This is a genomic window from Streptomyces luteoverticillatus, from assembly GCF_003970715.1.
Taxonomy (GTDB): Bacteria; Actinomycetota; Actinomycetes; order Streptomycetales; family Streptomycetaceae; genus Streptomyces; species Streptomyces abikoensis.
In genome coordinates this window covers 4,001,077-4,026,027 of the sequence record NZ_CP034587.1, presented here as the reverse complement: position 1 = coordinate 4,026,027, position 24,951 = coordinate 4,001,077, and the positions used below count along the sequence as shown (strand labels likewise).

At 70.4% G+C, this 24,951-nt stretch carries 21 protein-coding genes; 7 read left to right on the top strand and 14 right to left on the bottom strand.

All coding sequences use genetic code 11. The annotated features are described in order from the left end of the window. Positions 1-158: 158 nt before the first annotated feature. Positions 159-1,271, top strand: coding sequence for an alpha/beta hydrolase (locus EKH77_RS17760; RefSeq protein WP_126915337.1), 1,113 nt, complete (start codon positions 159-161; stop codon positions 1,269-1,271). Between the two features lie 207 nt (positions 1,272-1,478). Here EKH77_RS17760 and folE read toward each other — a convergent pair whose 3' ends face one another. From folE to dacB, 6 genes are all read right to left on the bottom strand, one after another. After that, entirely contained in the window at positions 1,479-2,084 is a 606-nt protein-coding gene (folE, locus tag EKH77_RS17755) for a GTP cyclohydrolase I FolE (RefSeq protein ID WP_126915336.1), read from the bottom strand. Positions 2,085-2,233: 149 nt separating this feature from the next. After that, positions 2,234-4,243 carry an ATP-dependent zinc metalloprotease FtsH gene (ftsH, locus tag EKH77_RS17750; RefSeq protein ID WP_126915335.1) on the bottom strand — a complete coding sequence of 670 codons (2,010 nt, stop codon included), beginning with the start codon at positions 4,241-4,243 and terminating at the stop codon, positions 2,234-2,236. 274 nt (positions 4,244-4,517) lie between these two features. Further along, the gene (hpt, locus tag EKH77_RS17745) at positions 4,518-5,057 is read right to left on the bottom strand and encodes a hypoxanthine phosphoribosyltransferase (protein WP_126918123.1); all 540 of its coding nucleotides are present in this window, start codon (positions 5,055-5,057) and stop codon (positions 4,518-4,520) included. 79 nt (positions 5,058-5,136) lie between these two features. Continuing rightward, positions 5,137-6,156, bottom strand: a complete 1,020-nt coding sequence (gene tilS, locus EKH77_RS17740) for a tRNA lysidine(34) synthetase TilS (protein ID WP_126915334.1) — start codon at positions 6,154-6,156, stop codon at positions 5,137-5,139. A gap of 211 nt (positions 6,157-6,367) precedes the next feature. Next, positions 6,368-7,504, bottom strand: coding sequence for a zinc-dependent metalloprotease (locus tag EKH77_RS17735; protein ID WP_126915333.1), 1,137 nt, complete (start codon positions 7,502-7,504; stop codon positions 6,368-6,370). Positions 7,505-7,588: 84 nt separating this feature from the next. Beyond that, positions 7,589-8,929: a D-alanyl-D-alanine carboxypeptidase/D-alanyl-D-alanine endopeptidase gene (dacB, locus tag EKH77_RS17730; RefSeq protein ID WP_240667397.1), complete on the bottom strand. Its 1,341-nt coding sequence runs from the start codon at positions 8,927-8,929 to the stop codon at positions 7,589-7,591. A 166-nt stretch (positions 8,930-9,095) separates the two neighbouring features. Between dacB and EKH77_RS17725 the strand changes: the two genes are divergently transcribed. After that, positions 9,096-9,593 (top strand): inorganic diphosphatase, encoded by a 498-nt coding sequence (locus EKH77_RS17725; RefSeq protein ID WP_126915332.1) that lies wholly within the window; start codon positions 9,096-9,098, stop codon positions 9,591-9,593. A gap of 193 nt (positions 9,594-9,786) precedes the next feature. On the opposite strand, the gene EKH77_RS17720 is transcribed toward EKH77_RS17725, so the two are convergent. Together EKH77_RS17720 and EKH77_RS17715 are read right to left on the bottom strand one after the other, a co-directional pair. Then, entirely contained in the window at positions 9,787-11,457 is a 1,671-nt protein-coding gene (locus tag EKH77_RS17720) for a threonine/serine ThrE exporter family protein (RefSeq protein WP_126915331.1), read from the bottom strand. Between the two features lie 148 nt (positions 11,458-11,605). Continuing rightward, positions 11,606-12,907 carry a DedA family protein gene (locus EKH77_RS17715; RefSeq protein ID WP_240667396.1) on the bottom strand — a complete coding sequence of 434 codons (1,302 nt, stop codon included), beginning with the start codon at positions 12,905-12,907 and terminating at the stop codon, positions 11,606-11,608. Between the two features lie 260 nt (positions 12,908-13,167). Between EKH77_RS17715 and EKH77_RS17710 the strand changes: the two genes are divergently transcribed. Further along, positions 13,168-13,533: a YbjQ family protein gene (locus EKH77_RS17710; protein ID WP_126915330.1), complete on the top strand. Its 366-nt coding sequence runs from the start codon at positions 13,168-13,170 to the stop codon at positions 13,531-13,533. Between the two features lie 11 nt (positions 13,534-13,544). On the opposite strand, the gene EKH77_RS17705 is transcribed toward EKH77_RS17710, so the two are convergent. After that, complete coding sequence (locus EKH77_RS17705; protein WP_126915329.1) at positions 13,545-14,300, bottom strand: MerR family transcriptional regulator; 756 nt, start codon at positions 14,298-14,300, stop codon at positions 13,545-13,547. A gap of 168 nt (positions 14,301-14,468) precedes the next feature. Between EKH77_RS17705 and EKH77_RS17700 the strand changes: the two genes are divergently transcribed. Next, complete coding sequence (locus EKH77_RS17700) at positions 14,469-15,098, top strand: Uma2 family endonuclease (protein ID WP_240667395.1); 630 nt, start codon at positions 14,469-14,471, stop codon at positions 15,096-15,098. A gap of 4 nt (positions 15,099-15,102) precedes the next feature. On the opposite strand, the gene EKH77_RS17695 is transcribed toward EKH77_RS17700, so the two are convergent. Then, positions 15,103-16,098: a Rieske 2Fe-2S domain-containing protein gene (locus EKH77_RS17695; protein ID WP_164737810.1), complete on the bottom strand. Its 996-nt coding sequence runs from the start codon at positions 16,096-16,098 to the stop codon at positions 15,103-15,105. A 196-nt stretch (positions 16,099-16,294) separates the two neighbouring features. Here EKH77_RS17695 and EKH77_RS17690 point away from each other — a divergent pair, with 196 nt between their 5' ends. From EKH77_RS17690 to EKH77_RS17680, 3 genes are all read left to right on the top strand, one after another. After that, positions 16,295-17,101 carry a helix-turn-helix domain-containing protein gene (locus EKH77_RS17690; RefSeq protein ID WP_240667394.1) on the top strand — a complete coding sequence of 269 codons (807 nt, stop codon included), beginning with the start codon at positions 16,295-16,297 and terminating at the stop codon, positions 17,099-17,101. After that, positions 17,098-17,298 carry a DUF397 domain-containing protein gene (locus tag EKH77_RS17685; RefSeq protein ID WP_126915327.1) on the top strand — a complete coding sequence of 67 codons (201 nt, stop codon included), beginning with the start codon at positions 17,098-17,100 and terminating at the stop codon, positions 17,296-17,298. Before EKH77_RS17690 ends, EKH77_RS17685 begins: the two co-directional genes overlap by 4 nt. A gap of 189 nt (positions 17,299-17,487) precedes the next feature. After that, positions 17,488-18,321, top strand: a complete 834-nt coding sequence (locus EKH77_RS17680) for a hypothetical protein (protein WP_126915326.1) — start codon at positions 17,488-17,490, stop codon at positions 18,319-18,321. Here the strand turns inward: EKH77_RS17680 and EKH77_RS17675 are convergent. The 4 genes from EKH77_RS17675 to EKH77_RS17660 all read right to left on the bottom strand — a co-directional run bounded on the left by EKH77_RS17675 (position 18,299) and on the right by EKH77_RS17660 (position 24,949). Further along, a complete protein-coding gene (locus EKH77_RS17675) occupies positions 18,299-22,132 on the bottom strand; it encodes an HD domain-containing protein (protein WP_126915325.1) in 3,834 nt (1,277 codons plus the stop codon). The two genes, EKH77_RS17680 and EKH77_RS17675, sit on opposite strands and share 23 nt — an antisense overlap. 41 nt (positions 22,133-22,173) lie before the next feature. Then, a complete protein-coding gene (locus EKH77_RS17670) occupies positions 22,174-22,743 on the bottom strand; it encodes a PadR family transcriptional regulator (protein WP_126915324.1) in 570 nt (189 codons plus the stop codon). 45 nt (positions 22,744-22,788) lie between these two features. After that, positions 22,789-23,334, bottom strand: coding sequence for a DinB family protein (locus EKH77_RS17665; protein WP_126915323.1), 546 nt, complete (start codon positions 23,332-23,334; stop codon positions 22,789-22,791). 94 nt (positions 23,335-23,428) lie between these two features. Next, positions 23,429-24,949, bottom strand: a complete 1,521-nt coding sequence (locus EKH77_RS17660; RefSeq protein ID WP_126915322.1) for an aldehyde dehydrogenase family protein — start codon at positions 24,947-24,949, stop codon at positions 23,429-23,431. Positions 24,950-24,951: the final 2 nt, after the last annotated feature.

Genomic DNA, 24,951 nt, shown 5'->3' with positions numbered 1-24,951 from the left:
CCTGTCGAGTGGGCCTGCGCCACTTGGCGGCAGCACCCGGACAATGTGCGCCCTGTAGGACGACGGTTTCGGGGTTGAGGTTCCGTGGGGGGCCGAGCCCGGAAAGAAGTAACCATTCCGCGACCCCGCGCGCCGGGGCGCTCGGCAGAAAGCACCTCATGGGTCTCACCAGCATGGCAGTACTGATCATTGCCATTGTGGCTGCGGTCGTGCTGTTCGCATTGACCATTTGGCTCTGGCCCCGCCTGGGCAGGAAGGGCATCGGCTCCGTTCTGGCCCGCGTCGGCATGATGATCGCCACGCAGCTGTCGCTGTTCGCGGCGATCGGCCTCTGGGCCAACCAGTCCTTCGGTTTCTACGGCTCCTGGGCCGACCTCTTCGGTCAGGTCAAGAACGAGGGCGTGGTGGTCGACCACAGCGCCGGGGCCAAGCGGGTGCAGGTGGTCAGCGCCCAGCAGGTCAAGGTGCCGCGCGGCAATGTGCCCCGCGTCGGCGGCAAGATCGAGAAGATCAACATCGTGGGCGTGGAGTCCAAGATCTCCAGCCCGGCGTATGTCTACCTGCCGCCGGAGTACTTTCAGCCGCAGTTCGCCGACAAGACCTTTCCCGCCTCCGTCGCGCTGACCGGCTACCCGGGCACCGCCGAGGCGCTGATCCAGGGTCTGGACTACCCGGTGCGCGCGCACAAGCTCGCCAAGGACAAGAAGATGCAGCCCACCATCCTGGTGATGATGCGTCCCACCGTCGCCCCGCCGCGTGACACCGAATGCATGGACATACCCGGCGGCCCGCAGACCGAGACCTTCTTCGCCAAGGATCTGCGCAAGGCCATCTCGGAGCACTACCGCGTCGGCGACAAGGCGAAGAACTGGGGCATGATCGGCGACTCCACCGGCGGCTACTGCGCACTGAAGATCGCGATGCGCCACCCCGACGCGTACAGCGCGGCCGCCTCGCTCTCCGGCTACTACAAGGCCCCGCAGGACCCGACGACCGGCTCCCTCTTCGGCGGCAGCAAGCAGCTGGAGCAGGAGAACGACCTGCTGTGGCGCCTGAAGAACAAGAGCCTGCCGCCCGTCTCGCTGCTGGTGACCACCAGCAAGAAGGGTGAGCACAACTACAAGGACACGATGAAGTTCATCGACATGGCGTCGAAGTCCCCGACGCGTGTCTCGTCGATCGTCCTCGACAGCGGTGGCCACAACTTCAACACGTGGCGGCGTGAGCTGAACCCGACGCTCAAGTGGATGGGCAGCCGGCTTTCCGCCTAGCGGCTTTTCCGGGTGGGCGGTCTTGGGCCGTCCGCCGACTGCGCATCGCCTGTGGCTGGTCGCGCAGTTCCCCGCGCCCCTTACGGGGCGCACCCGGCATGGCTGGGGGCCCGGGGGTTATCCCCCGGGAAAACACAGTCCCGCGCCCCTTACCGGGCGCAGCTGACGGGGCCCGTCATACGACGGGCCCCTTTCGTATGCCCTGCGTCAGCGCGCCATGATCAGGCTCATGGCCTCGGCCCGCGTCGCCGGGTCGCGGAGCTGGCCGCGGACCGCCGAGGTCAGGGTCTTGGCGCCGGGCTTGCGGATGCCCCGCATGGACATGCACATGTGCTCGCACTCGATGACCACGACGACGCCGCGCGGCTCCAGGATGTCCATCAGGGAGTCCGCGATCTGCGTGGTCAGCCGCTCCTGGACCTGCGGGCGGCGGGCGTAGACGTCCACCAGCCGGGCCAGCTTCGACAGGCCCGTGATCTTGCCGGTCGTCGAGGGGATGTAGCCGACGTGCGCCACGCCGTGGAAGGGCACGAGGTGGTGCTCGCAGGTGCTGTACACCTCGATGTCCCGGACCAGCACCATCTCGTCGTGCCCGAGGTCGAACGTGGTGGTCAGCACGTCCTCCGGCTCCTGCCGGAGGCCGGCGAATATCTCCTTGTACGCGCGTGCCACCCGTGCCGGCGTCTCGCGGAGACCCTCCCGGTCGGGGTCCTCGCCGACCGCGATCAGCAGCTCGCGGACGGCGTTCTCGGCCCGCTTCTCGTCGAACTCGCCGATCGGGCCCTCGGCCTCCAGCGTCACCGGGTCGGTCATGGGCTTGCCTCGTTCTCTCGTACGTCGTCGCGCCGTGTGCGGCCCCTGCGGAGCTCTTCGGACCGCGCGCAAATGCGCGATGCCGCGCCCCCAGGCTAAAACCTGGGTGACGCGGCATCCATTCCGGGCCCTTGCGGAGCCCGGGGGGCTCAGCTCTCCGGGGTGGCCGGGCTGTCCTTGGTGAGCTCCACCGTGTCGACGGGGGCGGCCCCGTTGCTGGGGGCGAGCTCCTTCGGGGAGAGCACCGGCGGGCGGGTGGAGGGCGTACGGCGCGAGGAGCCGGTCCACGCCGGGCGGGCCGGGCGCTTCACGACGTGGCGGAAGATCTCGGCGATCTCCTCCTTGTTCAGCGTCTCCTTCTCCAGGAGGGCCAGAACCAGGTTGTCGAGGACGTCACGGTTCTCGACGAGGATCTCCCACGCCTCGTTGTGCGCGGTCTCGATGAGCTTCTTGACCTCTTCGTCGACCAGCGCGGCGACCTCTTCGGAGTAGTCCCGCTGGTGCGCCATCTCGCGGCCCAGGAAGGGCTCGGAGTTGTCGGAGCCGAACTTGATCGCGCCGAGGCGCTCGGTCATGCCGTACTGGGTGACCATCGCGCGGGCCGTGGCGGTGGCCTTCTCGATGTCGTTGGCCGCGCCCGTGGTCGGGTCGTGGAAGACGAGCTCCTCGGCCGCGCGGCCGCCCAGCATGTAGGCCAGCTGGTCGAGCATCTCGTTGCGCGTGGTGGAGTACTTGTCCTCGTCGGGCAGGACCATGGTGTAGCCGAGCGCGCGGCCCCGGGACAGGATCGTGATCTTGTGAACCGGGTCGGAGTTCGGGGAAGCCGCCGCGACCAGGGCGTGTCCGCCCTCGTGGTACGCGGTGATCTTCTTCTCCTTGTCGCTCATGATCCGGGTCCGCTTCTGCGGGCCGGCCACGACGCGGTCGATCGCCTCGTCCAGCGCGTGGTTGTCGATCAGCTTGCGGTCGCTGCGGGCCGTCAGCAGGGCGGCCTCGTTCAGGACGTTCGACAGATCGGCACCGGTGAAGCCGGGGGTGCGGCGGGCGACGGCGGCCAGGTCGACGTCGGGCGCGACCGGCTTGCCCTTCTGGTGGACCTTGAGGATCTCCAGACGGCCCTGCATGTCCGGACGGTCGACGGCGATCTGCCGGTCGAAACGGCCCGGGCGCAGCAGCGCCGGGTCGAGGATGTCCGGGCGGTTGGTGGCGGCGATCAGGATGACGCCACCCTTGACGTCGAAGCCGTCCATCTCGACGAGCAGCTGGTTGAGCGTCTGCTCGCGCTCGTCGTGACCGCCGCCGAGACCGGCGCCGCGGTGGCGGCCCACCGCGTCGATCTCGTCGACGAAGACGATGGCCGGGGCGTTGGCCTTGGCCTGCTCGAAGAGGTCGCGGACGCGGGAGGCGCCCACACCGACGAACATCTCGACGAAGTCGGAGCCGGAGATCGAGTAGAACGGGACGCCCGCCTCGCCGGCGACGGCGCGCGCGAGGAGCGTCTTGCCCGTTCCGGGCGGGCCGTAGAGCAGCACACCCTTGGGGATCTTGGCACCGACGGCCTGGAACTTCGCGGGCTCCTGGAGGAACTCCTTGATCTCCTGGAGCTCCTCGACGGCCTCGTCGGAACCGGCCACGTCGGCGAAGGTCGTCTTGGGGGTGTCCTTGGTGATCAGCTTGGCCTTGGACTTCCCGAAGTTCATCACCCGGGAGCCGCCGCCCTGCATCTGATTCATCAGGAACAGGAAGACCACGACGATCAGGACGAAGGGCAGCAGCGAGAGCAGCACCCCGACGAAGGGGTTCTGCTTCGACGTCGAGACGTTGTAGCCCTCGGGCAGCGTCTTCGGGTCGTCGTCATCGGCCTTGGCCTGGAGATCCTTGGAGATCTCCACGCCCTGGTCGCCGATGTAGTTGGCCTGGACCTTGCTGGAGCCCTTGATCTTCTGGCCGTTGATCAGCTCGATCTTGATCTTGTTCTCGTCGCCGGTCGTCAGCTCGGCCGATTTCACCAGGTTCTTGTCGATCGCGTGTACGACCTGGCTGGTGTCCACCGACTTGTAGCCGCCGGACGAGCCGACGACCTGCATCAACACGACCACGGCGAGGACGGCCAGCACGATCCACATGACCGGCCCACGGAAGTAGCGCTTCACGTCCATCCATACGGGGCGCTCGGCGCCCCGTCCCTCCTGCCACAGTGAGGCACGGTCACCCCGGAATGAGGTGCGTGCGTGCGGTGTCCTGCTCGACCTTGAAAGCTTGGCTCGAAGGCCTGAAAAAGGCTGACCTTCGGACGGTACCCCAGCATTGTCACCCGACGCCGCCGCGGACGGTCAACAAACCCGCCCTCGCATGCTCCAACGGCGGGAAACCGGGAAGGGTTCCCGGCCACCGGGTTCACCACCGGGGTACCGGCTCCACGACGGAGCGTGCTCAGCCGCCGTAGACGTGCGGCGCGAGCGTGCCCACGAAGGGCAGGTTGCGGTACTTCTCGGCGTAGTCGAGACCGTAACCGACGACGAACTCGTTGGGGATGTCGAAGCCGACCCACTTCACGTCGATGGCCACCTTCGCCGCCTCCGGCTTGCGCAGCAGCGTCACGACATTGAGCGACTCCGGCTCGCGCGAGCCCAGGTTCGACAGCAGCCAGGACAGCGTCAGGCCGGAGTCGATGATGTCCTCGACGATCAGGACGTGCTTGCCCTTGATGTCGGTGTCCAGGTCCTTGAGGATGCGGACCACACCGGAGGACTGGGTGCCCGCGCCGTAGGAGGACACGGCCATCCAGTCCATGGTGAGGGGGGTGGACAGGGCGCGCGCCAGGTCCGCCATCACCATCACGGCGCCCTTGAGGACACCGACGATGAGCAGGTCCTTGCCCGCGTATTCCGCGTCGATCTTCGCGGCCAGCTCGGCCAGCTTCGCGTCGATCTCTTCCTTGGTGATGAGCACCGACTTCAGATCGGTGCCCATGTCCTTCTCGTCCACCCGCGCCACTCTCGCTCGTTCACGACCTTGTCGGGCTCGCGAGACGCGCTCCGCCCCGCTCGCATCAGCCCTGCCGGAGGACCAGTCTGCCACCCTGCCTGCGGACCGCGACGCGCCCGGGGAGATTGATGGCCCCCTGACCGCGCCATCCGGTGATCAGCCGGTCCACTTCCTCCAGGTGCCGGGCGAAGAGCGAACCGGCCGGCGAACCGGCCGCGATGGCCGCCCGGCGCAGCACCCGGCGGCGCACGGCGGGGGGCAGGGCGTAGAGCTTGGCGACCTCGAGATCGCCGGAGTCGTCGCGCACGGACGGCTCCACGGCGGCCGCCCAGGAGTCGAGGGCGTCGGCGTCGTCACGGGAGAGCTGGGCCGTCCGGGCGAGGGCCTCCACCACGCCCTTGCCCAGCGCCTTCTCCAGCACGGGCAGCGCCTCGTGGCGCACCCGGGAGCGGGTGTAGGCCGGATCGGCGTTGTGCGGGTCGTCCCAGACGGGCAGGGACTGGACCATGCAGGCCTTCCGGGCCGTCTGCCGGTCCAGGCCGAGGAAGGGCCGGCGGTAGCGGCCGCCGGCGCCGGAGGCGGTGGCCATGCCGGACAGCGAGCGGATGCCGGAGCCCCGGGCGAGCCCGAGCAGCACCGTCTCGGCCTGGTCGTCACGGGTGTGGCCGAGCAGGATCGCGGCGGCGCCATGGCGGTCCGCGACGGCGTCCAGCGCGGCGTAGCGGGCCTCACGGGCGGCGGCCTCGGGGCCGCCCTCCCGGCCGACGTCGACGCGGACGGCCTCGACGGGGTCGAGATCGAGGGCGGTGAGACGGCTCACGACCTCGGCGGCGCGGAGGTCGGAGCCCGGCTGGAGGCCGTGGTCGACGGTCACGCCACCGGCCCGGACCCCGAGGCGGGGGGCCTCGAAGGCGAGGGCGGAGGCGAGCGCCATGGAGTCGGCGCCACCCGAGCAGGCCACCAGCACGAGCGGGGGCTCGCCGGCGCCCTGGGGCGAGGAGGTGGTGGGGGCCAGGGTGAGGACGTCGTGGAGAACGCGGCGGACCGCCAGGCGTATCGCCGCGACCGCGGGGTGTGGACCCATGTCCGTGTGTCCAATCGTTCCATGGGAGGGGGTGCCGGAGCCGGCGCCGGGGCCTTGCCGACTCCGAGTATCCGTCACGCTGTGTGCGTCGATGGTGACAGAGACGAGCCTTTACCCGAGCATCGCACGCCCACCCTTGGCACACGGTCCCTCGGAAGGGTGATTACGGGAGCGTTCGTCCGGTAGCAGGGCGTGACGGGGGTGGATGGAATCACCCGTCGGCACGTCCGTGCACCCGTGCGACCCAGTCCGCCGGTTTGGCGATCTCGGCCTTGGTCGGCAGCGTGTTCGGGGATGTCCAGACCCGGTTGAAGCCGTCCATACCGACCTCGTCGACCACCGCGCGTACGAACCGCTCGCCATCACGGTACTGCCGCAGCTTGGCGTCCAGGCCCAGCAGCTTGCGCAGCGCCGCGTCCAGGCGCCCGGCACCGGTGGCCCGCCGCTTCTGGAACTTCTCCCGGATCTCGGCCACGGTCGGTACGACCTGCGGCCCCACGCCGTCCATCACATAGTCCGCGTGGCCCTCCAGCAACGACATCACGGCCGTCAGCCGCGCCAGGATCTCCCGCTGGGCGGGCGTCTGGACCAGCTCCACGATGCTCCGGCCGCCGCGCTCCTCCCCGTCCGCCGGGGGCCGGCCGCCCGCCAGCGACTGGGCCGCCTCCCGGATCCGCTCCAGCAGCGTCGCCGGATCGACCTCCGTCTCCCCCAGGAACCCCTGGATCTCCCCCTCGATGTGGTCCCGCAGCCACGGCACCGCCGTGAACTGCGTCCGGTGCGTCTCCTCGTGCAGGCACACCCAGAGCCTGAAGTCGTGCGGGGCCACGTCGAGCTCGCGCTCGACCTGGACGATGTTCGGCGCCACGAGCAGCAGCCGGCCGCCGCCCGCCGGGGAGCCCGGCAGGTCGCGCGTCGCCGGCGCGAACGTCTCGTACTGGCCCAGCACCCGGGACGCCAGGAACGACAGCAGCATCCCCAGCTCCACGCCGGTCACCTTGCCGCCGACCGCGCCCAGCACCGCCCCCGCCGGGGCGTTCGCGCGCTTGTCCTGCATCTTCCCCAGCAGCGGGCCGATCAGGGCCCGGAACCCGGCGACGTTCGCCTTGACCCACCCCGCGCGATCCACGACGAGGACGGGCGGCTGCGCGCCGCCGCTCCCCTCCGGGTGCGTCATCCGGGTGAACGCCCGGACGTGCTCCTCCGACGCGATCGCGTGCCGGCGCAGCTCCGCGACCACGTCGCGCGCCTCGTCCCGGCTGACCTCCGGCCCCGGCCGTACGAGCCGAGTCGCGGTCGCCACCGCGAGCTTCCAGTCGACCATCTCCGTACCACCGACGCTCGTCATGCCTTCACCGTACGTGCTGGGAGTAGGCGGGGAGGAGGGCTTTAAACCGGGGCTCCGCCCCGGATCCCGGTCGTTCGCGGTCCGCTACGTCCCGGCCAGCGCCGACGCCGTCCGGTCGAGGGCCTTCTGCGCCGCGTCCGCGTCCGTCGTCCCGGACGCCAGGAAGGCGAAGGCGAGCAGCCGCCCCTCGGGCGTGACGACCGTCCCGGCCAGCGTGTTCACCCCCGTCAGCGTGCCCGTCTTGGCCCGTACGGCCGCGCGCCCCGCCGCGTCGCGCGGGTAGCGGTCGCGCAGGGTGCCGCTGAAGCCCGCGACGGGCAGGCCCGTGAGGACCGGCCGGAGGGCCGGGCGGCCGGGTTCCGCCGCCCGGGCCAGCAGCAGGGCGAGGAACTCCGCCGACGCGCGATCCGCGCGGTCCAGGCCACTGCCGTCGACGACGCGGACGGCCGGCATCGGCAGGCCCAGCGCCGCCAGCCGCTCCGTGACAGCCTGCGCCGCGCCCTCGAAACTCGCCGGCTTGCCCGAGGCCAGCGCCGTCTGCCGGGCCAGCGCCTCCGCGATGTCGTTGTCGCTGTTGGTGAGCATCCGCTCCACCAGCGCGGACACCGGCGCGGACGCCACCGAGGCCAGCCGCGCCGCCGCCTTCCCGTCCGCGCGCCCCTCCCCCGGCTCGCCGTCGACGTCCACGCCCTTCTCCCGCAGCAGCGCCGCGAACTTCCGGGCCGCGTCCGCCGCCGGTTCGGCCGTACGGTCGGCGGGCCCGTGGTCGGAGTCGTCGAGGCGCCCCTCGTTGACCATCAGGGGGCTGACGGGGGCGATGTTGTCGTTGAGTCCGATCGTGTGGAGCACGGGCCCGGAGTAGCGCGAGACGTCGTACGCCACCTTCACCCGCCCGGTGCCGCGCGACTTGAGGGCGCGGGCCGTGGCGTCGGCCAGGTCGCCGAGGCCGGCCGCGGTGAGCGTGGGGTCGCCGCCGCCCACCAGGACGACGCCGTCGCCGCCCGACGCCATCACCGTCGTCTCGATGCGGTGCTCCGGCCCCACCGCCGACAGCGCGGCGGCCGCCGTGGCCAGCTTGATCGTGGACGCCGGGGTGTACGCGTCCGACTGCGCCACCCCGTACAGCCGCTCGCCGGTCGTGGCGTCGACGACGGCGGCCGCGTGGTCGGAGCCCAGCGCGGAGTCCTTCAGGAGGGGGTCCAGTGCCTCGGCCAGATGGTCGGCGGGGCGCTTCCCGGCGTTCTTCAGGCTCGCGAGCACCGGTGGCGCGGCGCCCGGCGCGCGTTCGCCGTCGGCGTGACGAGCGCCACCGGGCCGTGCCCCGGCAGCGGCGAGGTCCCGTTCGGCCTTACGCTGACCCCCGTCCCAAGGCCCGGCGGCTGTCACCGCGCCGGTCGCCAGCGCCAGGCCGGCCACGGCGGACACGGCGGCGAACCGTGCGGTTCGCCGTTGTTCGCGAGAGGCGTCCCGCCACCACCCGACCTGCCGGCGTCCGGCCTGCGGCACCACGGACCAGCCCCTTTCGCCACCACACTCCTGCGTGGGGGACACTTAATCACCAGACGTATGTGTTGATCAGAAGGAGCCACCCGTGGAGTTCGACGTCACCATCGAGATCCCGAAGGGTTCGCGGAACAAGTACGAGGTGGACCACGAGACCGGTCGCATCCGTCTGGACCGCCGACTCTTCACCTCGACCAGCTACCCGGCCGACTACGGCTTCGTCGAGAACACCCTCGGCGAGGACGGCGACCCGCTGGACGCGCTGGTCCTTCTCGACGAGCCGACCTTCCCCGGCTGCCTCATCAAGTGCCGCGCCATCGGCATGTTCCGCATGACGGACGAGGCCGGCGGCGACGACAAGCTGCTGTGCGTCCCGGCGAACGACCCGCGCGTCGAGCACCTCCGTGACATCCACCACGTCTCGGAGTTCGACCGCCTGGAGATCCAGCACTTCTTCGAGGTCTACAAGGACCTGGAGCCGGGCAAGTCCGTCGAGGGCGCGGACTGGGTCGGCCGCGCGGAGGCCGAGGCGGAGATCGAGGCGTCCTACAAGCGCCTCGAGGCGTCGGGTGGGGCCCACCACTGACGCACTGACGTGCACCTGGTGAATGCCGGGTCGGCCTGAGGCCGGTCCCGGCACCGCCGGACACCGCCGTGGTGGCAGAACGCCGCCGCGGCGGTTTTGGCGTACCCAGGGGTGCCGAAGCGAGGTCATGCGGCTGCGGGCCGTCCGTGGCCGGTCGCGCAGTTCCCCGCGCCCCTTCGGGGCGCGGCACCGCTCAGAAGCCGCGCGTGCGCTTCGCCGCCCGGCGCGTCGCTCCCTCGCCCGGGACCTTCAGGAACATCCGGGACATCTCGCTCCCCAGATTCACCCCGATCGCGATGGCCAGCGCCAGCGCCGCCGCCTTCGTGATCGCCGAGATCCCCGTGTTCAGCTCGTTCTTCGCGAAGTTCAGCAGCGCGAAGTACGTGGCGCTACCCGGCAGCAGCGGGCCGATCGCCGCCGTCACGTACGGCAGCGCCGACGTGTGGCGGTAGCGCGACAGCAGCTGGCCGAAGAGGCCGACGAGGCCGGCCGCGATCGCCGTGGCGGGCACCGGGTCCAGCCCCGCCGTGTCCGCGAGCGCCCCGTAGACGACCCACGCGACCCCGCCGTTCAGCGTCACCAGCAGCACGGTGTGACGTTCCTGCTGAAGCAGCAGCGCGAACGCGAACACCAGCAGCATCGCCGCCACGATCTGGATGACCGGCCGCTCCCGGTGGACCAGCGCCGCCTCCGGGTTGAGCGTCTTCCCGCCGACGTGCACACCCCCGTACAGCACGACCAGCACGCCGCAGACGATGCCCGCGATGAGGTAGCCGACCTCCAGCAGCCGCGCCGCCGCGGTGATGTAGAAGCCCGTGAGCCCGTCCTGGACGCCCGCGACCAGCGCCCGTCCCGGGATCAGCGCGAACAGCCCACCCGTGATCACCGCCGACGCCTGGACGGGCGTACCGGTGGCGCTCAGCGCCACGCCCATCGCCGCGGGCGGCATCGCCGCCGCCACGAACTGGTAGAACTCCGGCAGCCCCCGCCCCGACGCCAGCCACGCCAGCCGGTCGCCGAGCATCGCCCCGGCCGCCGCCGCCAGGAACACCACGAGCCCACCGCCCACGAGCAGGCTCGCCGCGCCGGCCAGCAGCCCGGAGGCGAGGGTGAGCGCCCAGCTCGGGTACGGGTGACGGTTGCGGCGTATCTCGGCGAGGCGCCCGTACGCCTCCTCCAGGGTCAGCCCCTGCGTGGTGACGTCGTGGACGAGCCGGAAGACCGCCGCCAGCCGGTTGTAGTCCGTGCCGCGCCGGCGCACCGTCCGGTTGGCGGTGACCGGGTCGTCGACGAGCGAGGGCTGGTAGCTGACGGTCAGCAGCGTGAACGTGACGGTCGGCTCGCAGCGCGCCAGCCCGTACGCGTGCGCGACGCCGAACATCGCCGCTTCCACGTCCTCGGCGCCCTCGCCGCCCGCGAGCAGCAGCTCGCCGATGCGCAGCGTCAGGTCCAGGATGCGCGGCACCGGCGGACCGGGCTCCTCCGCGTGCTTCTCCGGCCGCTCGGGCACCGGCCGCTCCAGGACCGGCATCCGCAGCATCGTGCGCATCCGGTCCTGCCAGGGCGCCTCCTTGGTGAGGCTGACCTTGGGTATCCCGTACGGCGGGGTGTAGGCGGCGTACGGCGCGGCAGCGCCCTCGCCGCCCTTCGCCACCCCCTTCGTCCCGCCCTTGACGACGCCCTTGGGGAGGGCGAATTCCGACGTGGGGTGGTCGTCCTCGGGCGGCGGGGGCGGCAGGGGCACGCCCAGGGGCGGGGTGAAGGCGCTGTGCGCTTCGTCGGACTGCGGTTTGCGGTCCTCGGTGCCCCGGTCGGGGTCACCGTCCTGGCTCGCCGTACCGCTTCCCCGCTGGCGTTCCACCACCACGTACTCCTCGGTGCGTCCCTCCGGTTACGGCCAGGATGCACGCAGGGAGAAGGGCCCGCGCACCGGGGGCGGGAAAAACGGAGCGGCGGGCTCCCTGGCGGTTCCCTAATGTGCCGTTAACGGCGGGAAGGTGCCGCGTTCCGCGTCAGCGCTGAGGGTGCTGGGGGTGGTGGGGGCGCTCCTGGCCGTCGTCGTAGCCGCCGTTGTCGTAGCCGCCGCCATTGCCGCCGTTGTTGTAGCCGTAGCCGTAGCCGCCCTGGCCGTAGGCGTTGTTGCCGTAGCCGTCCTGGGGGTGGGGGTACTGCTGGGGCTGAGGCTGGGGCTGGCCCTGACCTTGGGGGTAGGGCTGGGACTGCTGGGGGTACGCCTGGACCTGCGGGTACGCCTGGGGCTGGGGCTGGCCGTAGCCGCCGGAACCGTAACCACCGCCGTAGCCGCCCTGGCCGGCCTGCTGGCCGCCATAGCCACCGCCCTGCCCGGCGTACCCACCCTGGTCGGCGTACCCGCCCTGGCCCCCGTAACCACCGGCCGCGGCGTAGCCACCCTGCCCGCCGTAGCCGCCCTGGCCGCCATAGCCACCCTGGTTGCCATAGCCGCCGCCCTGGCCGCCCTGACCGCCCTGACCGCCCTGGTTCCCGTACCCGTCGCCGTGGCCGCCCTGAGCCTGGCCACCGTGACCGTGCCCCTGCCCCTGCCCCTGCCCGTGCCTGGGGCCGTCCTCGCCCAGGCCGAACCCGCCCCAGTCGAACCCGTCGTCCGACGGCGTGGCCGGAGCGGGCGGAACGGACGAGGCCTCCTCCGCCGCGGCGGCGGCCGCCTTCTTCGACTTGGACCGCGCCCGCAGGAACTCGATGGCGATCGGCACGACCGAGACCAGCACGATCGCGACCAGCATCAGCTCGATGTTCTTGTGAACGAACTCGATCTTGCCGAGCGCCGCACCCAGGAGCGTCACCCCGCCGCCCCACAGGGCGCCGCCGATGACGTTGAAGATGAGGAACGAGCGGTAGTTCATCCGGCTCACGCCGGCGATGATCGGCGTGAACGTCCGGATCACCGGCACGAAGCGGGCCAGGACCAGCGACTTCGGCCCGTGCTTCTCGAAGAATTCATGGGCCTTCTCGATGTTCTCCTGCTTGAAGAGCTTCGAGTCCGGCCGCTTGAAGAGCGCGGGGCCGACCTTGCGGCCGAAGAGATAGCCGGCCTGGTCGCCGAGGATCGCCGCGAGGATCACCAGGGCGCACACCACCCACAGCGGATACTTCAGCGCGTTCGTCGTGACCAGCAGACCGGTCGTGAACAGCAGCGAGTCGCCCGGCAGGAAGAAGCCGATGAGCAGGCCCGACTCGGCGAAGACGATGGCCAGGACGCCCCACAGGCCGAATTGGCCGATCAGGTAGTCCGAGTCCAGCCACTGGGGGCCGAGCGCGAGAGTGGTGGGGGTCACGGGTGACGGTCTCCTGGGTGGAGGGCGCAGGCTCGTTGCGAGGCCCGGGCACAGGCGGGGGAGGCGGTGTGCCGCCCGAGGTTACCAACGTGCCCGCGACGACCCCGGTTCCAGACGGCCCCCGGCGCCCGTCCCGGGGCGCGCACGCCCGCTCACGTGCCGTTATGTTCCGTGTACACCCGAACGGCGCAACCCGGCCGCCCCGGCGTGCGTCCCGAACGGCGAACGGCAAAACTGCACACACATACGGAGGTGGATGCATGGGCATCGACGAGTACGGCGGCGGCCAGCAGTCCCAGGACGTCCTGGTGGTCACCACCAACGACGTGCCCGGCTACCGGGTCGACCGCGTCATCGGCGAGGTCTTCGGCCTCACCGTGCGCTCCCGGCACATCGGCAGCCAGATCGGCGCGGGCCTGAAGTCCCTCGTCGGCGGCGAGCTCAAGGGCCTGACCAAGACCCTGGTCGAGACCCGCAACCAGGCCATGGAGCGACTGATCGAGCAGGCCCGCGCCCGCGGCGCCAACGCGGTGCTCATGTTCCGCTTCGATGTGACGGAGGCCGCCGACGTCGGCACCGAGGTCTGCGCCTACGGCACGGCCGTGGTGATCTCCCCGCAGGCGTAGACCGCGCCCGGTCAGCTCTTACGGATCGCGTTCGCGAGGATCGCGTCCCGCAGAAAGGCGGCCATGCCGGGCCTGATCGACTCGTACGTCGCGGCGAACCGCTCGTCCGCGACGTACATCTCGGCGAGCCCGGCGTGGATCTCGTACGAGCAGTCGTAGAAGGACTCGCCGATCTGCCTCCGGTGCTCCTCCGCGAGATCCATCGCCTCCTCCGACTCCGGCGCCGCGCCGCTCTCCATGAGCGCGGCGACGCGCGCGTTCAGCCCGTCGGCGGCGGCCTTGATCCGCAGCCAGTCCTCCTTCGTGTACGCGGCGGCCCGGCGCTGCGACTCCTTGTACGGGTCGGTGCCGCCCCAGCGGCGTTCGGCCTCGGCCGCGTGTGTGTCGGGGTCGAAGTCGCCGAAGACCTCGAACTTCTCCTCGGGGGTGAGCTTGATACCCATCTTTCGCGCCTCCATGGCGTGCTCCACGGCGGCGGCCATGCGCTGCAGCCGGTCGATCCGGCCGGTCAGCAGCTCGTGCTGCCGCCGCAGGTGCTCGGCCGGATCGGCGTCCGGATCGTCCAGCAGCGCCGCCACCTCCTCGAGCGGAAACCCGAGCTCCCGGTAGAACAGGATCTGCTGCAGCCGGTCGAGATCCGCGTCCTCGTACTCCCGGTGCCCCGCGTGGCTGCGGCCGGACGGGAGGAGGCCGATCTCGTCGTAGTGATGCAGCGTCCGCACGGTCACCCCGGCGAGGGCGGCGACCTGTCCTACGGAGTAGCTCATGGCTCCGCTCCTTTCGTTCCTTGCACGCTCCACGGTGGGGGCTCACGCGGCGTGAGGTGCAAGTCGCGGGGCACCGCGAGTCGGAGAAACGGTCCGTCCTCACCCGGACGGATGGCGCTACCGTCGGATACGGGATACGTATCCACGATCCCGCCCACCATCTGGTCCATGGGAGCAGTAATGGCCGCCGAAGCAGTAGACCGCCCGAAGTGGGAGAAGGCCACCCCGGACAACTGGATGTACCCGCCGCCGGACGGCTGGACGTACGACCAGGTGAAGGAACTGGTCCTGCCATACGACTGGGAACTGGTGGATGGGGCGATCGTGGTCCGGGGGATGACCAATCAGTGGCACGACGATGTACGCGACAGGCTCATGATCGCCCTTCACCTGGCCAGGCGTAGCCCGTACCGGGTCAACTCGGAACGCTGCGTCCTGATCGACGAGGCGAACCCCACGAAGCCCGACGTCATCGTCTTTGACGCACGCGACATCGACCGCAACACCATGGAATGCGTCCCCGTGGAGCGGGTCGTCCTTGCCGTGGAGGTCGTCTCCAAGGGCTCGCGAACGGACGATCGCTTCCGGAAGCCGGGCATGTACGCCGCCAGCGGCATCAACTACTTCTGGCGCGTCGAGCGGGACGAGGAAAACCTTCCGGTGGTGCACGAGTTCTGGCTGCACCCCGAGTCGGGCATCTACGCCCCGAGCCCCGACCGGTCCTTCCACAGCGGGAAGCTGGTGACGACCGTCCCCTTCCCGGTGGATATCGACCTCCGTGAGCTGGTCGCGGACTGACCATTCACCGCTCCGCCGTCGCATAGAACTGCCTTGCCCAGTGGCGGAGTTCTCCGATGGGACCATCGCCGCGTTGCAGGCGGGGGTGGGGGAGATAGCGCTTGTTGTGCCAGATGGTGATGTCCTTGCGGACGTCGTGGGTGAGCCAGGTGAGGCCGAAGCGGGCCAGGAGGTGGGAGGCCACGGCGAGAGGTGGGTCGCGGAAGCGGTCCGGGACGGCCCAGGGGACCGTGATCGCGCACCCGACGAAGACGCGGAACTGCGTCCGCCACGGCCCCGTCGGCGTGGGGTTCACCCACATCCGCATCGACACCCCGAGCGCCGGGATCTCCGCCTCGGCCAGCACCAGCCCCAGCCCGAACTGCCGTACCGCGTAGTCCACCGGCACTATGCCGACCAGCGGAAGGCTGCGCCGCGCCCGCACCTTCGCCGTACGGACCGGGCCGTCCGTCCTCGCGGTGACGAGCTCCTTCGTGTCCACGAAGCCGTGGATCGGGCCCATGTGGCCGTAGTCGGAGATGTTTTCCGCCACTTCCTGCGGGTGGGTGTCCGCCTGCAGGGTGCGTTGCACCGGCGTGCTGAAGCCCGGTTTCGGCAGCTCCGGCAGCTGCCAGTCGGGCGGCGCCCCCGTCTCGTCGTACCAGACGCAGATCATGCCGTTGACCTCGCACACCGGCAGCAACGTCAGGGAGAGCTCCGGTGGATGCGGGCCGTACGGCGAGCGCCGACAGGTGCCGTCCACGCCGTAGGCGAAGCGGTGAAAGGGACAGACGAGGTATTCACCGTCCACCGTGCCGCCATGGCCCAAGTGGGCCCCGAGATGCGGGCAGTGCGGACGGATCGCCCGTACCCGCCCGCCACGGGTGCGGTAGAGGACGACGTCCTCGCCCGCCAGCCGCCGAGTGGCGACCGCGCCGGCCTTCAGCTCACGGGTCGAGCTCAGACAGAACCAGCCCCGTGGATAGGGCAGCGGGGCGGGCACGTTCGGGTTCCCCTCCACATCACCATGCTGCCGCCCGTCAAGGTGGCTCAAACAGGACTTTTGTGTATTTCAGTGGGATGTCGAGGCGTACGGCCGTTATCGGGGCCCTGGAGGGACATGGTGCGTAAGTTTTCTGATCGCGAGGCCGAAACCACGCTGGCTTGGGATCGTCGTATGCGGTAGCGACGGGAGTAAGTACGAGAGGACTCATCCGATGACGTACACGCGCCCACGGCCCATGGCGTGGCAGTACTGCGGCGAGCAGATCAAGCTCTGGCGGAACCTCGCCGGAGTCAGCCGCGAGACGCTGGCCAAGGAGGCCGGATACGGCTGCGAAACGATCGCTTCGGTGGAGCAGGGACGGCGACGGCCGGCGGTGCATCTGCTGCGCATCGCCGATCAGCTCTGTGGGGCGAAGGGGCTGCTGCGGGCGGCGGAGAAGTATCTGGAGCCGGAGCCGATTCCAGTCCGGACCCAGGACTACATGCAGTACGAGGAGGAGGCGATCGCCATCAGCTCGTACCAGCCCATGCGCATCCCCGGGCTGCTTCAGACGGAGGAGTACGCACGAACGCAGATCAGCGGCCACTGGCCACCGCTCGACGACGAGACTATGGAGGGACGCGTCGCGAACCGCATGAAGCGCCAGGCTGTCCTGGGCGACCGAACACGAGTGTTCAACTACGTGATCGGTGAACCCGCCCTCCGATTCCCGATCGCAGGCGGGGACCAGCACCGGCGGCAGTTGCATCACCTGCTGACCATGGGCGAACGCCGCAACGTGACGATCCAGGCGCTCCGGTTCGGCGGCGTATCCGAAGGAAACGAGGGGGCGTTCGTCCTGCTCGAAACCCCGGAACACAAGCAGTTCGCCTACGAAGAAGGGCAACTGATCGCCGCCTTGTCCTGCCAACCGGAGACGGTCAGTAAGGCGGCGCAGAGGATGGCACGCCTCACTCAGCTGGCCATGAGCCCGAACGAATCGATCGAATTCATCAAGGAATTGGCAGACGCGCAATGAAATGGTTCAAGTCGAGCTTCAGCGGCTCCCTGGGGGGCGAGTGCGTGGAGGTCGCCACCTCCCCCCACGCCGTCCACGTCCGGGACTCGAAGCTCGGGTCCGACGACAGCCCCCGAATAGCCGTCCCCAGGGCCTCCTGGGGAACGTTCCTGCAGCACCCGAGCTTCGGGACTCGGGATTCGAGCGCCTTCTCTTAGGAATGGGAGGTGGGTTCAACCCGCCCTCCCTCCCCACCCCTTGCACACCCGAGTGACTTTCCGCAAGCGAGTCGCGACGCTGCGCGCTCGCCCTGTAGCGTGCGCAGCAACAAGCGACCCCCGCCGGTGCTCCAACACCGAACGGGGGTCTGACCATCAAGATCGCCACACACCTTAAGGATCGATCTCATGGCTGACGCCAACATTAGTCCCCCCATGGCCTCCCCCGGCTACGGAAAACGCTCCGCCCCCGGCCAGGCCCCCCGCGACCCCCACACGTTCGCCCACCTCCCCGCCCGCGAGGCGTACATCGCCTCCCACATCGACCGGCTGCCCGACGGCGCCGCGATGGACGCGAAGACGCTGGCCAAGGAGCTGCCCTACGGGCAGCAGGCCGTCCGGACCGCCCTCAACAACCTCTCCGAGGCGGGCCACCTGCGCCGCATCCGGGAACCCGCCGGTGACGGCACCACGCAGTGGGTCTTCCGCACGTTCTTTTCTCGAACGGCGCGCAGCGACGCGTGGTGGGAGCGCTGGCTGAACGAGGGCGACGAGCCGCAGCCCGACGCGACACCGCAGCGCTCCGCCGCCTACGACGCCCTCGCCACCCTCGGCCTCACCGACCCCCGCCTCGCCCTCTCGGCGAGAGAGTGCGCCGACCTCGAACCCCTCGCGGCGGAATGGCTGGCACGCGGCATCCCACCCGCCCAGCTCATCGCCACCCTCACCGCCGGGCTCCCGTCCTCCGTCCACTCCCCCGCCGCTTTCACCCGAAGGCGGCTCAGGGAGAAGATGCCGCCGGAACCACCCCTACCGGCAGCGCCTTTGGGTCGCCGCATCATGGAGTGCACCTCCTGTCGCACACCCGGCCGCCCGGAAGCCCTCTCCGGCGGGCTCTGCCGCGTCTGCCGGGGCGTGGACGTCCATCCGGGCGCGGGGCCGGGCCCGCAGGAGCGGGCGGCGGCCGTACGGGCCCACGCCGACCGCGTGCGGGCCGGGCTCAGGCACGCGGAACGCGGCTGAGCGCCTTGCGCACGGCGTCCGCCACAGAACCGCTCCAGAGGCCCAGTTCCCCAAGCCACGTGGCCGCCTGGCTCAATGGCCGGCCGACACGGAGCGAGGTACGAAGAAGATCCCCCAAGGAGAAGTTCTCCATGACATCGAACCGCAAGTCCTTGCCGGGGTCGCCCTTTTTGATCAGTGTCAGCGCCTCGTCGAAGGTCAGCCCCTCCGGCAGGTCGTCCCGCGCGAGGAGGACTCCATAGCCACGGAGGTACCACGCCACCTCGCTCGGCTCCGTCCGCAGCATGTCCGCCGCCTTTACGACATGGGCGTAGGGCAGGGCCTGCGCGGTATTCAGACCCCACCACAGGGGTTCGTCGGTGAACAGTTCCTTGTCCAGCCGTGTCGGCGCGGAAGGAAGCTTCAGCGGAACGTCGATGCCATAGGCCCGGAGGCGGTCGATTACCTCCTGGGGTGCACGGCCGGCGTCATGGAAGAGGTGCCGGTACAAGATCCCTTTGCCCGGTTGTAGATAGCCGCCGAGGCTCCACAGCAGTCGGGCGTCATCGGGGTGCGCGTCGGCCGGGAACACCGATGGGGTGGTGAAGCCCAGATACGTGAGCTCCGCCAGCAATAGCCCCGGAGGAATCCCGAGCTTTTCGGAATTGATGAGCACCTGCCCGGCGGGGATCGATTTTTCATGCGAGAGCCATGGCCACTTCCCGTCGGCGTTAGCGCTCAGCAGGACGACGGTTCTGGCGTCGGGCCGATCGGGCAAACCGGTCACGTCATAGCGCAGACCGTACGCGGCGAGCCTGGCGCACACTTCGGGGACCGGGATGTCCAGCACCCGACTCGCCTTGGCGACATGGCCGGGGGGAACGGTCTCATCGGGGTCCAGCCAGCCGGCTTGGCCGAAGCCCTCGGGGTCCTTGAGGAGCAACGGGTCGTGCTCGTCCGCTACCGCGAGGGTCACCACCGCATCCCGGACCGGAACACCCAAGTCTCTCAAGCGCACGGCCGCTTCTCCGGCTCCCACTCCCATGAACCGTGCCACGCTCCGCAGCTTCCCCACGGACACGGGCCGGTCCTCGGTGCGTATTCCCAGCTCTTCGGCGCGCCGGGCCGCCGACTGCCAGGAGATGCCGAGCTCGTCCGCCATGTTGGCGCATAGACCAAGGACCCTGACGTATCCCACATCGCGGATGTTCCAGTGCCGGTAGCGGCCCTCATCGCTCCTCGAAAGCAACAAGTCGTCGGAGGGCAGGGCCGGGCGTACCCGTACGTCCTGGATCTCCGGGCACACCTCTGCCAGAGCCGTCAGGGCGGCATTGGGCCCGTGGGCGATGACGCGCCAGAGCAGGATGTGATCGAGCGGCTCTCCGAGGATCTTCATCCACGGGAGGTCCCGCAACGTGTCGCGCCGGTCGTCCGCCCCGAAGGTCTTCGCGGGGAGAACCCTCATGTCGGCGGGGAGACACCCGGTCGTGGCCATGTCGATCCGGTGGCCCTCGTATTCCAGCACCCGTCCCGCGTCGATCGCCGCTTTTGTGATCAGCTCCGCCAGGCACACGCTGGATTCGACGAGACGGCAGATCCACTCGTAGTGGGGCAGCTCCTCATCACTCGCGAGCAGGCTCTTGAGGGCCGGTACCAGGAGGTCGCGCAGGCCCCCCGACACATCGTCCAGAATCCGGGACCGGTCGACCGAGAGCCGCCCGGGGGCGTGCCCGCCGGAGAGGTTCACCACCACCCCCTCCAGCCCCGAGTGGGCGCGCGCGGTCAGCACGCCCTGCCGGGCCTCGGGCTGGACGACCAGCCCGTCCACGAGCAGCCCGCCCCCGCGCTCGCACCAGATCACCTGCACGCCGTCCGGGGCCTCGGCCCACTCGACCAGCGTGCCGTGGGCGTCGAGCCCGAACCGCTCCCGGTCCGGTGCCTTTCTCGCCGAGAGCCGACGGGCCTCCCACGTCCTGCCGTGCTCGCCATGCCGGACCTCGGTGGAGAACTCGGCGATTCCCAGGACCCTTTCGAGGACCGCGAGACATGACCACCGGGCCCCTCTTTCGTCCGCGTCCCTCAGACAGAGCCGGACCTGGGTGCCTGCTTCCTCCCCCCGCTCGGCGAGCCGCTCGATGCGGAAGAGGTGCCCCGGCCCGTAAATGGACACCCGGAGCAGCGGCCCCAGCCGCCCCCACGCGTCCATCCGGCACGTCGTCACCCGGATCTCGTCGGCGAGCATGAAATAGCTCAGCACCCCGATGCCGAAACGGCTGTTGGGGAACAGCTCGACCGGTGGAACGGCCTCCGCCCAGCCCGCCCGTTCCAGCTTGAAGTCGAGCTGATCCACGAAGCGCGAGCCCGCCTGGGAGAAGACCCCGCGCAGTTCCGATTCGCCCATGCCGACGCCGTTGTCGCGGCACTCGACGTACTCGCGGCCGTCGTCGTCCGTCCCCTGCTCGAAGTCGATCCGGCCGTCGTACGTGTACGTGGCGTCCCGCGTCCGGTCCAGGTATTCCGTGCGGGCGCGGCGGTAGCGGCAGGCGTCCAGGGCGTTCTGGTAGAGCTCGCGGATGGCGAGGTCGCGGTCGCGGTAGAGCTGGACGCCCATGAGGAGGTCGCGGACGCGGCGTTCGTCGAGGCGGAAGCTGGCCCAGCCGGTGAAGACGTCCTCCGCCGGGGTCACGCCGTCCGCCGACAGGCGGGCCGGGAGGGCGGGCACGGGCTGGGTGACGCGTTCGCGGGCGGTGCGGCGGACGGCGGCCAGGAGGGTGTCCGTGCGGTCCGTGTAGGCGCGGAGGCCCTCGATGACGGCCTCGTGGTGGCATTCGGCGTGGAGGACCGGGAGGTCGTGGGAGCCGCCCCAGCGGGATCTTTCCAGCGTGCGGCGCAACTGGACGAGGTCCACGGGATGGGGAATGCCCAGGTGCTCCACGACGATCTGCGGCAGGGCGGTGATCTCACGGCTCGCGCCGTGGGCGAGGGCGAGGAGGAGGGCGAGCCGCTGGTCGCGGATGCGCTGGGGGCCGCCGCCTCGTACTCCGGCGGCGTCGTCGGCGGGGAGTTCGTCGAGGTATTCGCGGTTGCAGACGTCGGGGCCGCGGCGGAGGCCGTGGAGGAGGCGGCAGATCCTGCGTGGGTCCACGGTCTCCCCCAGCGCGTCGGCCGGGGCGCCGACCGCCTCCCATAGCGTCCGGACCGTCGCCGCGTCCGAGAACTCTTCCCGCAGCGCCAGCCATCGGTGGAACAGCCACCAGCCGATGGGTTCCGCTGCCTCGGGGTGCTGGAGGGCGCGTTTGACGAGCAGGTCGTGCCCCTCGGCGAACACCTCGAACGACGCGCGCTCGGGGCCCGGCCCGGGATGCCTGTCCAGGCGCTTCGGGGCGACCCGTGCCCGTAAGGAAGCCGCCAAGCGCAGGGTCTGCACGCGGTACACGAACGGCATCAGGACCAGCAGAGCCGCCTCCGCCGGGTAGAGGTCGAGCCGGCACTCCGGTCCCGGCTCTCCCAGCAGCCACTCCACGCTCTCCGCGAAGCGCGGCACGACGGCGTCGTCCCGCCAGGGGTCGTCGGCGAGCTCGCCCTCCGCCTCGTCCCGGAGGCGGGCCAGGGCCGCGACGGTCTCGGCGACGCGCTCACGGAAGAAGGACGCGTCGCGGTCGGCCGGTACGTGACGCCACGCCGTCGAACGGACGGCGAGGTCCACCCAGCCGTCGGCGGAGGGGGCGGGGGCGGACGGGCAGGGCACACCTTGGACGGTGATCTCCCGGCCCATGAAGACGAATTTGGCGTTCGAGTTGTTGAACTCGTTGTTCGTACCGTCCCGTTGCACGCGCTCCACCCTCCCCACAACAGTGGGGAACCAGCGTAGAGTCAGGAGGGCCCGCCCTCCCCCGCCATCACGTACGCGCCCGCTTCCAGGCGGGCGATCAGGCCGCGGGCCCAGGTTTCGCGGGCCTCGGCGAGGGCGCGCCAGAGGGTGCCGATCTCGGCGATGTGGCCCCAGTCCTCGCCCTCGGCCGGGGTCCAGCGGCGGTCGATGTCGGCGCGCCATTCCTCCAGCGCGGCGACGCGCTGCCGGAGGAGGGCGACGGCCTCGGCGCGCGGGAGGTCGACGAGGAAGCCGACGCCCGCCGTGAGGACGTCGGTCTTCTGGTCGTGGGCGACGAGGGACGCGCGGAGCAGGGTGAAGTACTCCGCCTCGCCCGCCTCCGTCAGTTCGTACTCCGTGCGCGGGGGGCCGCCCGCCTCGCTGGGGGCGGTGTCGTGGGCGACGAGCAGGCCCTGCTTGGCCATGGCCTTGAGCGCGTGGTAGATCGAGCCCGGCTGGGCGCTCGACCATTCCTGGGCGCCCCACATCTCCAGGTCGCCGCGGACCTGGTAGCCGTGGGCGCGGCCGTGCTGCCGGACGGCGCCCAGGACCAGCAGCCGGATGGCCGACATCTTCGCTCCGGTCTCCTCTTCGATCGGCCCCCGCCGCGAGCCAGCCTAGGCGTCCTCGCCCTCCTCCTGGGCCACCAGCTCGAAGGCGGTCTTCCCGTCGATCGTCTCGCGGATGATGTCGGCGTGGCCCGCGTGACGTGCGATCTCCTCGATGAGGTGGAGCAGGAGCCAGCGCATGGACAGGCTGGACTCCTTCGGGAACCACGGGGCCGGCGGCAGCTCGAAGGTGCTCTCCAGGTCCACCGAGCGGATGAATCGCTCGGTCGCCGCCGCGGCCTCGTCCCAGCGGGCGAGGAGGGCCTCGACGGTCTCCTCCTCGGTCGGGCGCCAGCCCTGCTGCCAGCGCTCCGTCGTCTCCTCGAAGGACTTGGGCGCGTTGCCCTTCGCCCACTCGATCCAGCCGGTCTCGGCCTGGATCACGTGCTTGAGGAGCCCGTGCAGCGACATCTCGCTGGCGCTCGGCACGGACGCCGCCTGCTCGGCCGTCAGGCCCAGGAGCGCGCGGCGGACGCCGCCGCGCTGGGCCGCGAGGAAGGCCAGCAGCGTGCCGCGCTCGTCGGTGACGTCCTTCTCGACGACATGAATGGGCATGAGTCCCCCTGTGTTTCTCGCCTGTGTCTCGTCGGCTTCTCTTCGGTTTCTTGCGACACAGGCACAGTAGGAGCCAAGTAGGTCAGCTGCCGTCCTAGAAGGGGAATTCGCTCCGTCCGTGCTGGATCGAGATCCACTTCGTCGTCGTGAACGCCTCCACCATCGAGTCGCCGTTCAGCCGCCCCACGCCCGAGTGCTTCTCGCCGCCGAACGGCACGATCGCCTCGTCGTGCACGGTCGCGTCGTTGACGTGGATCATGCCGGTCTCGATCCGCCGGGCGATCCGGACGCCGCGTTCGACGTCGCCGGTGTGGACGGCGCCGCTCAGCCCGTACGGGGTCGCGTTGGCGAGCCGGACAGCCTCCTCCTCGCCGTCGAAGGGGATGATCAGGGCGACGGGGCCGAAGATCTCCTGGGCCAGGATCGGGGAGTCCTCCGGCAGCCCCGTGAGGACGGAGGGGCCGACCAGGGTGCCGTCCGTCCGGCCGTGGACGAGGGCGGTGGCGCCGTCCGCGACCGTCTGGTCCACCAGGCTGGTGATGGCCTCCGCCTGGCCGGAGTTGATGAGGGGGCCGATGTGCGTAGCCGGGTCGCCGGGGTCGCCTACCTTCAGCGTCCGCACCTTGGCGACGAACTTCTCGGTGAATTCCCGCTCGACGGACCGGTCCACCAGCACACGGTTGGCGGCCATGCAGACCTGCCCCTGGTGGATGAAACGACTGAAAACAGCGGCGTCCACGGCGTAGTCGACGTCCGCGTCGTCGAGGACGATCAGGGCGCTGTTGCCGCCGAGCTCCAGGATGGTCCGCTTGAAGTGCGCGGCGGCGACGGTGGCGACGTGGCGGCCGACCTTGTCGGAGCCGGTGAAGGAGATCACCTTGGGCACGGGGTGCTCGATGAGCGCGTCGCCGATCTCCGCTATGTCGGTGACGACGACGTTGAGGACGCCACCGGGCAGGCCCGCGTCCTCGAAGAGCTTGGCGACCAGGCCGCCGCCGCATATCGGCGTGTTCTGGTGGGGCTTGAGCACGACGGCGTTGCCGAGGGCCAGGGCCGGGGCGACGGACTTGATCGAGAGGAGGAAGGGGAAGTTGAACGGGCTGATCACCCCGACGACCCCGACCGGGACGCGGTAGAGGCGGTTCTCGCGGGTGTCGTCCGGGGCGGGCAGGATGCGGCCCTCGGCGCGCAGCGCGAGCTGGATGGCCTCCCGTAAGAACTCTCTGACCAGGTGGAGCTCGAAGGCGGCCTTGACGGCCGTGCCGCCGCACTCGGCGGTGATGGCGGCGGTCAGTTCGGCCTCGTTGTCGTCGATGACGCGCAGGGCGCGTTCGAAGACCAGGCGGCGGCGGTAGGGATTGACGGCGGCCCAGGCGGGCTGGGCGCGCTCGGCGGCGCGGTAGGCCTGGTCGATCTCGTCGACGCCGGCCACCGTGATCGAGGCGAGCTTCTCGCCGTCGTAGGGGTTGAAGTCGACGATGTCCCAGGAGCCCGTGCCGGCCCGCCACTCGCCGTCGATGTACTGGGCGCCCAGGGTGTCGAAACAGGAACCGTAGCCGTTGGGCGATCCGTGCGTGCCGTGTGTGCCGTGCGATGCGTGCGTGCCGTCGGACATGC

Coding starts and splice junctions, on each gene's coding strand:
- EKH77_RS17760 (WP_126915337.1), top strand. CDS start 159: ATGGGTCTCACCAGCATGGCAGTACTGATCATTGCCATTGTGGCTGCG.
- folE (WP_126915336.1), bottom strand. CDS start 2,084: ATGACCGACCCGGTGACGCTGGAGGCCGAGGGCCCGATCGGCGAGTTC.
- ftsH (WP_126915335.1), bottom strand. CDS start 4,243: ATGGACGTGAAGCGCTACTTCCGTGGGCCGGTCATGTGGATCGTGCTG.
- hpt (WP_126918123.1), bottom strand. CDS start 5,057: ATGGGCACCGATCTGAAGTCGGTGCTCATCACCAAGGAAGAGATCGAC.
- tilS (WP_126915334.1), bottom strand. CDS start 6,156: ATGGGTCCACACCCCGCGGTCGCGGCGATACGCCTGGCGGTCCGCCGC.
- EKH77_RS17735 (WP_126915333.1), bottom strand. CDS start 7,504: ATGACGAGCGTCGGTGGTACGGAGATGGTCGACTGGAAGCTCGCGGTG.
- EKH77_RS17710 (WP_126915330.1), top strand. CDS start 13,168: ATGGGCATCGACGAGTACGGCGGCGGCCAGCAGTCCCAGGACGTCCTG.
- EKH77_RS17705 (WP_126915329.1), bottom strand. CDS start 14,300: ATGAGCTACTCCGTAGGACAGGTCGCCGCCCTCGCCGGGGTGACCGTG.
- EKH77_RS17700 (WP_240667395.1), top strand. CDS start 14,469: ATGGGAGCAGTAATGGCCGCCGAAGCAGTAGACCGCCCGAAGTGGGAG.
- EKH77_RS17690 (WP_240667394.1), top strand. CDS start 16,295: ATGACGTACACGCGCCCACGGCCCATGGCGTGGCAGTACTGCGGCGAG.
- EKH77_RS17685 (WP_126915327.1), top strand. CDS start 17,098: ATGAAATGGTTCAAGTCGAGCTTCAGCGGCTCCCTGGGGGGCGAGTGC.
- EKH77_RS17680 (WP_126915326.1), top strand. CDS start 17,488: ATGGCTGACGCCAACATTAGTCCCCCCATGGCCTCCCCCGGCTACGGA.
- EKH77_RS17670 (WP_126915324.1), bottom strand. CDS start 22,743: ATGTCGGCCATCCGGCTGCTGGTCCTGGGCGCCGTCCGGCAGCACGGC.
- EKH77_RS17665 (WP_126915323.1), bottom strand. CDS start 23,334: ATGCCCATTCATGTCGTCGAGAAGGACGTCACCGACGAGCGCGGCACG.
- EKH77_RS17660 (WP_126915322.1), bottom strand. CDS start 24,949: ATGTCCGACGGCACGCACGCATCGCACGGCACACACGGCACGCACGGA.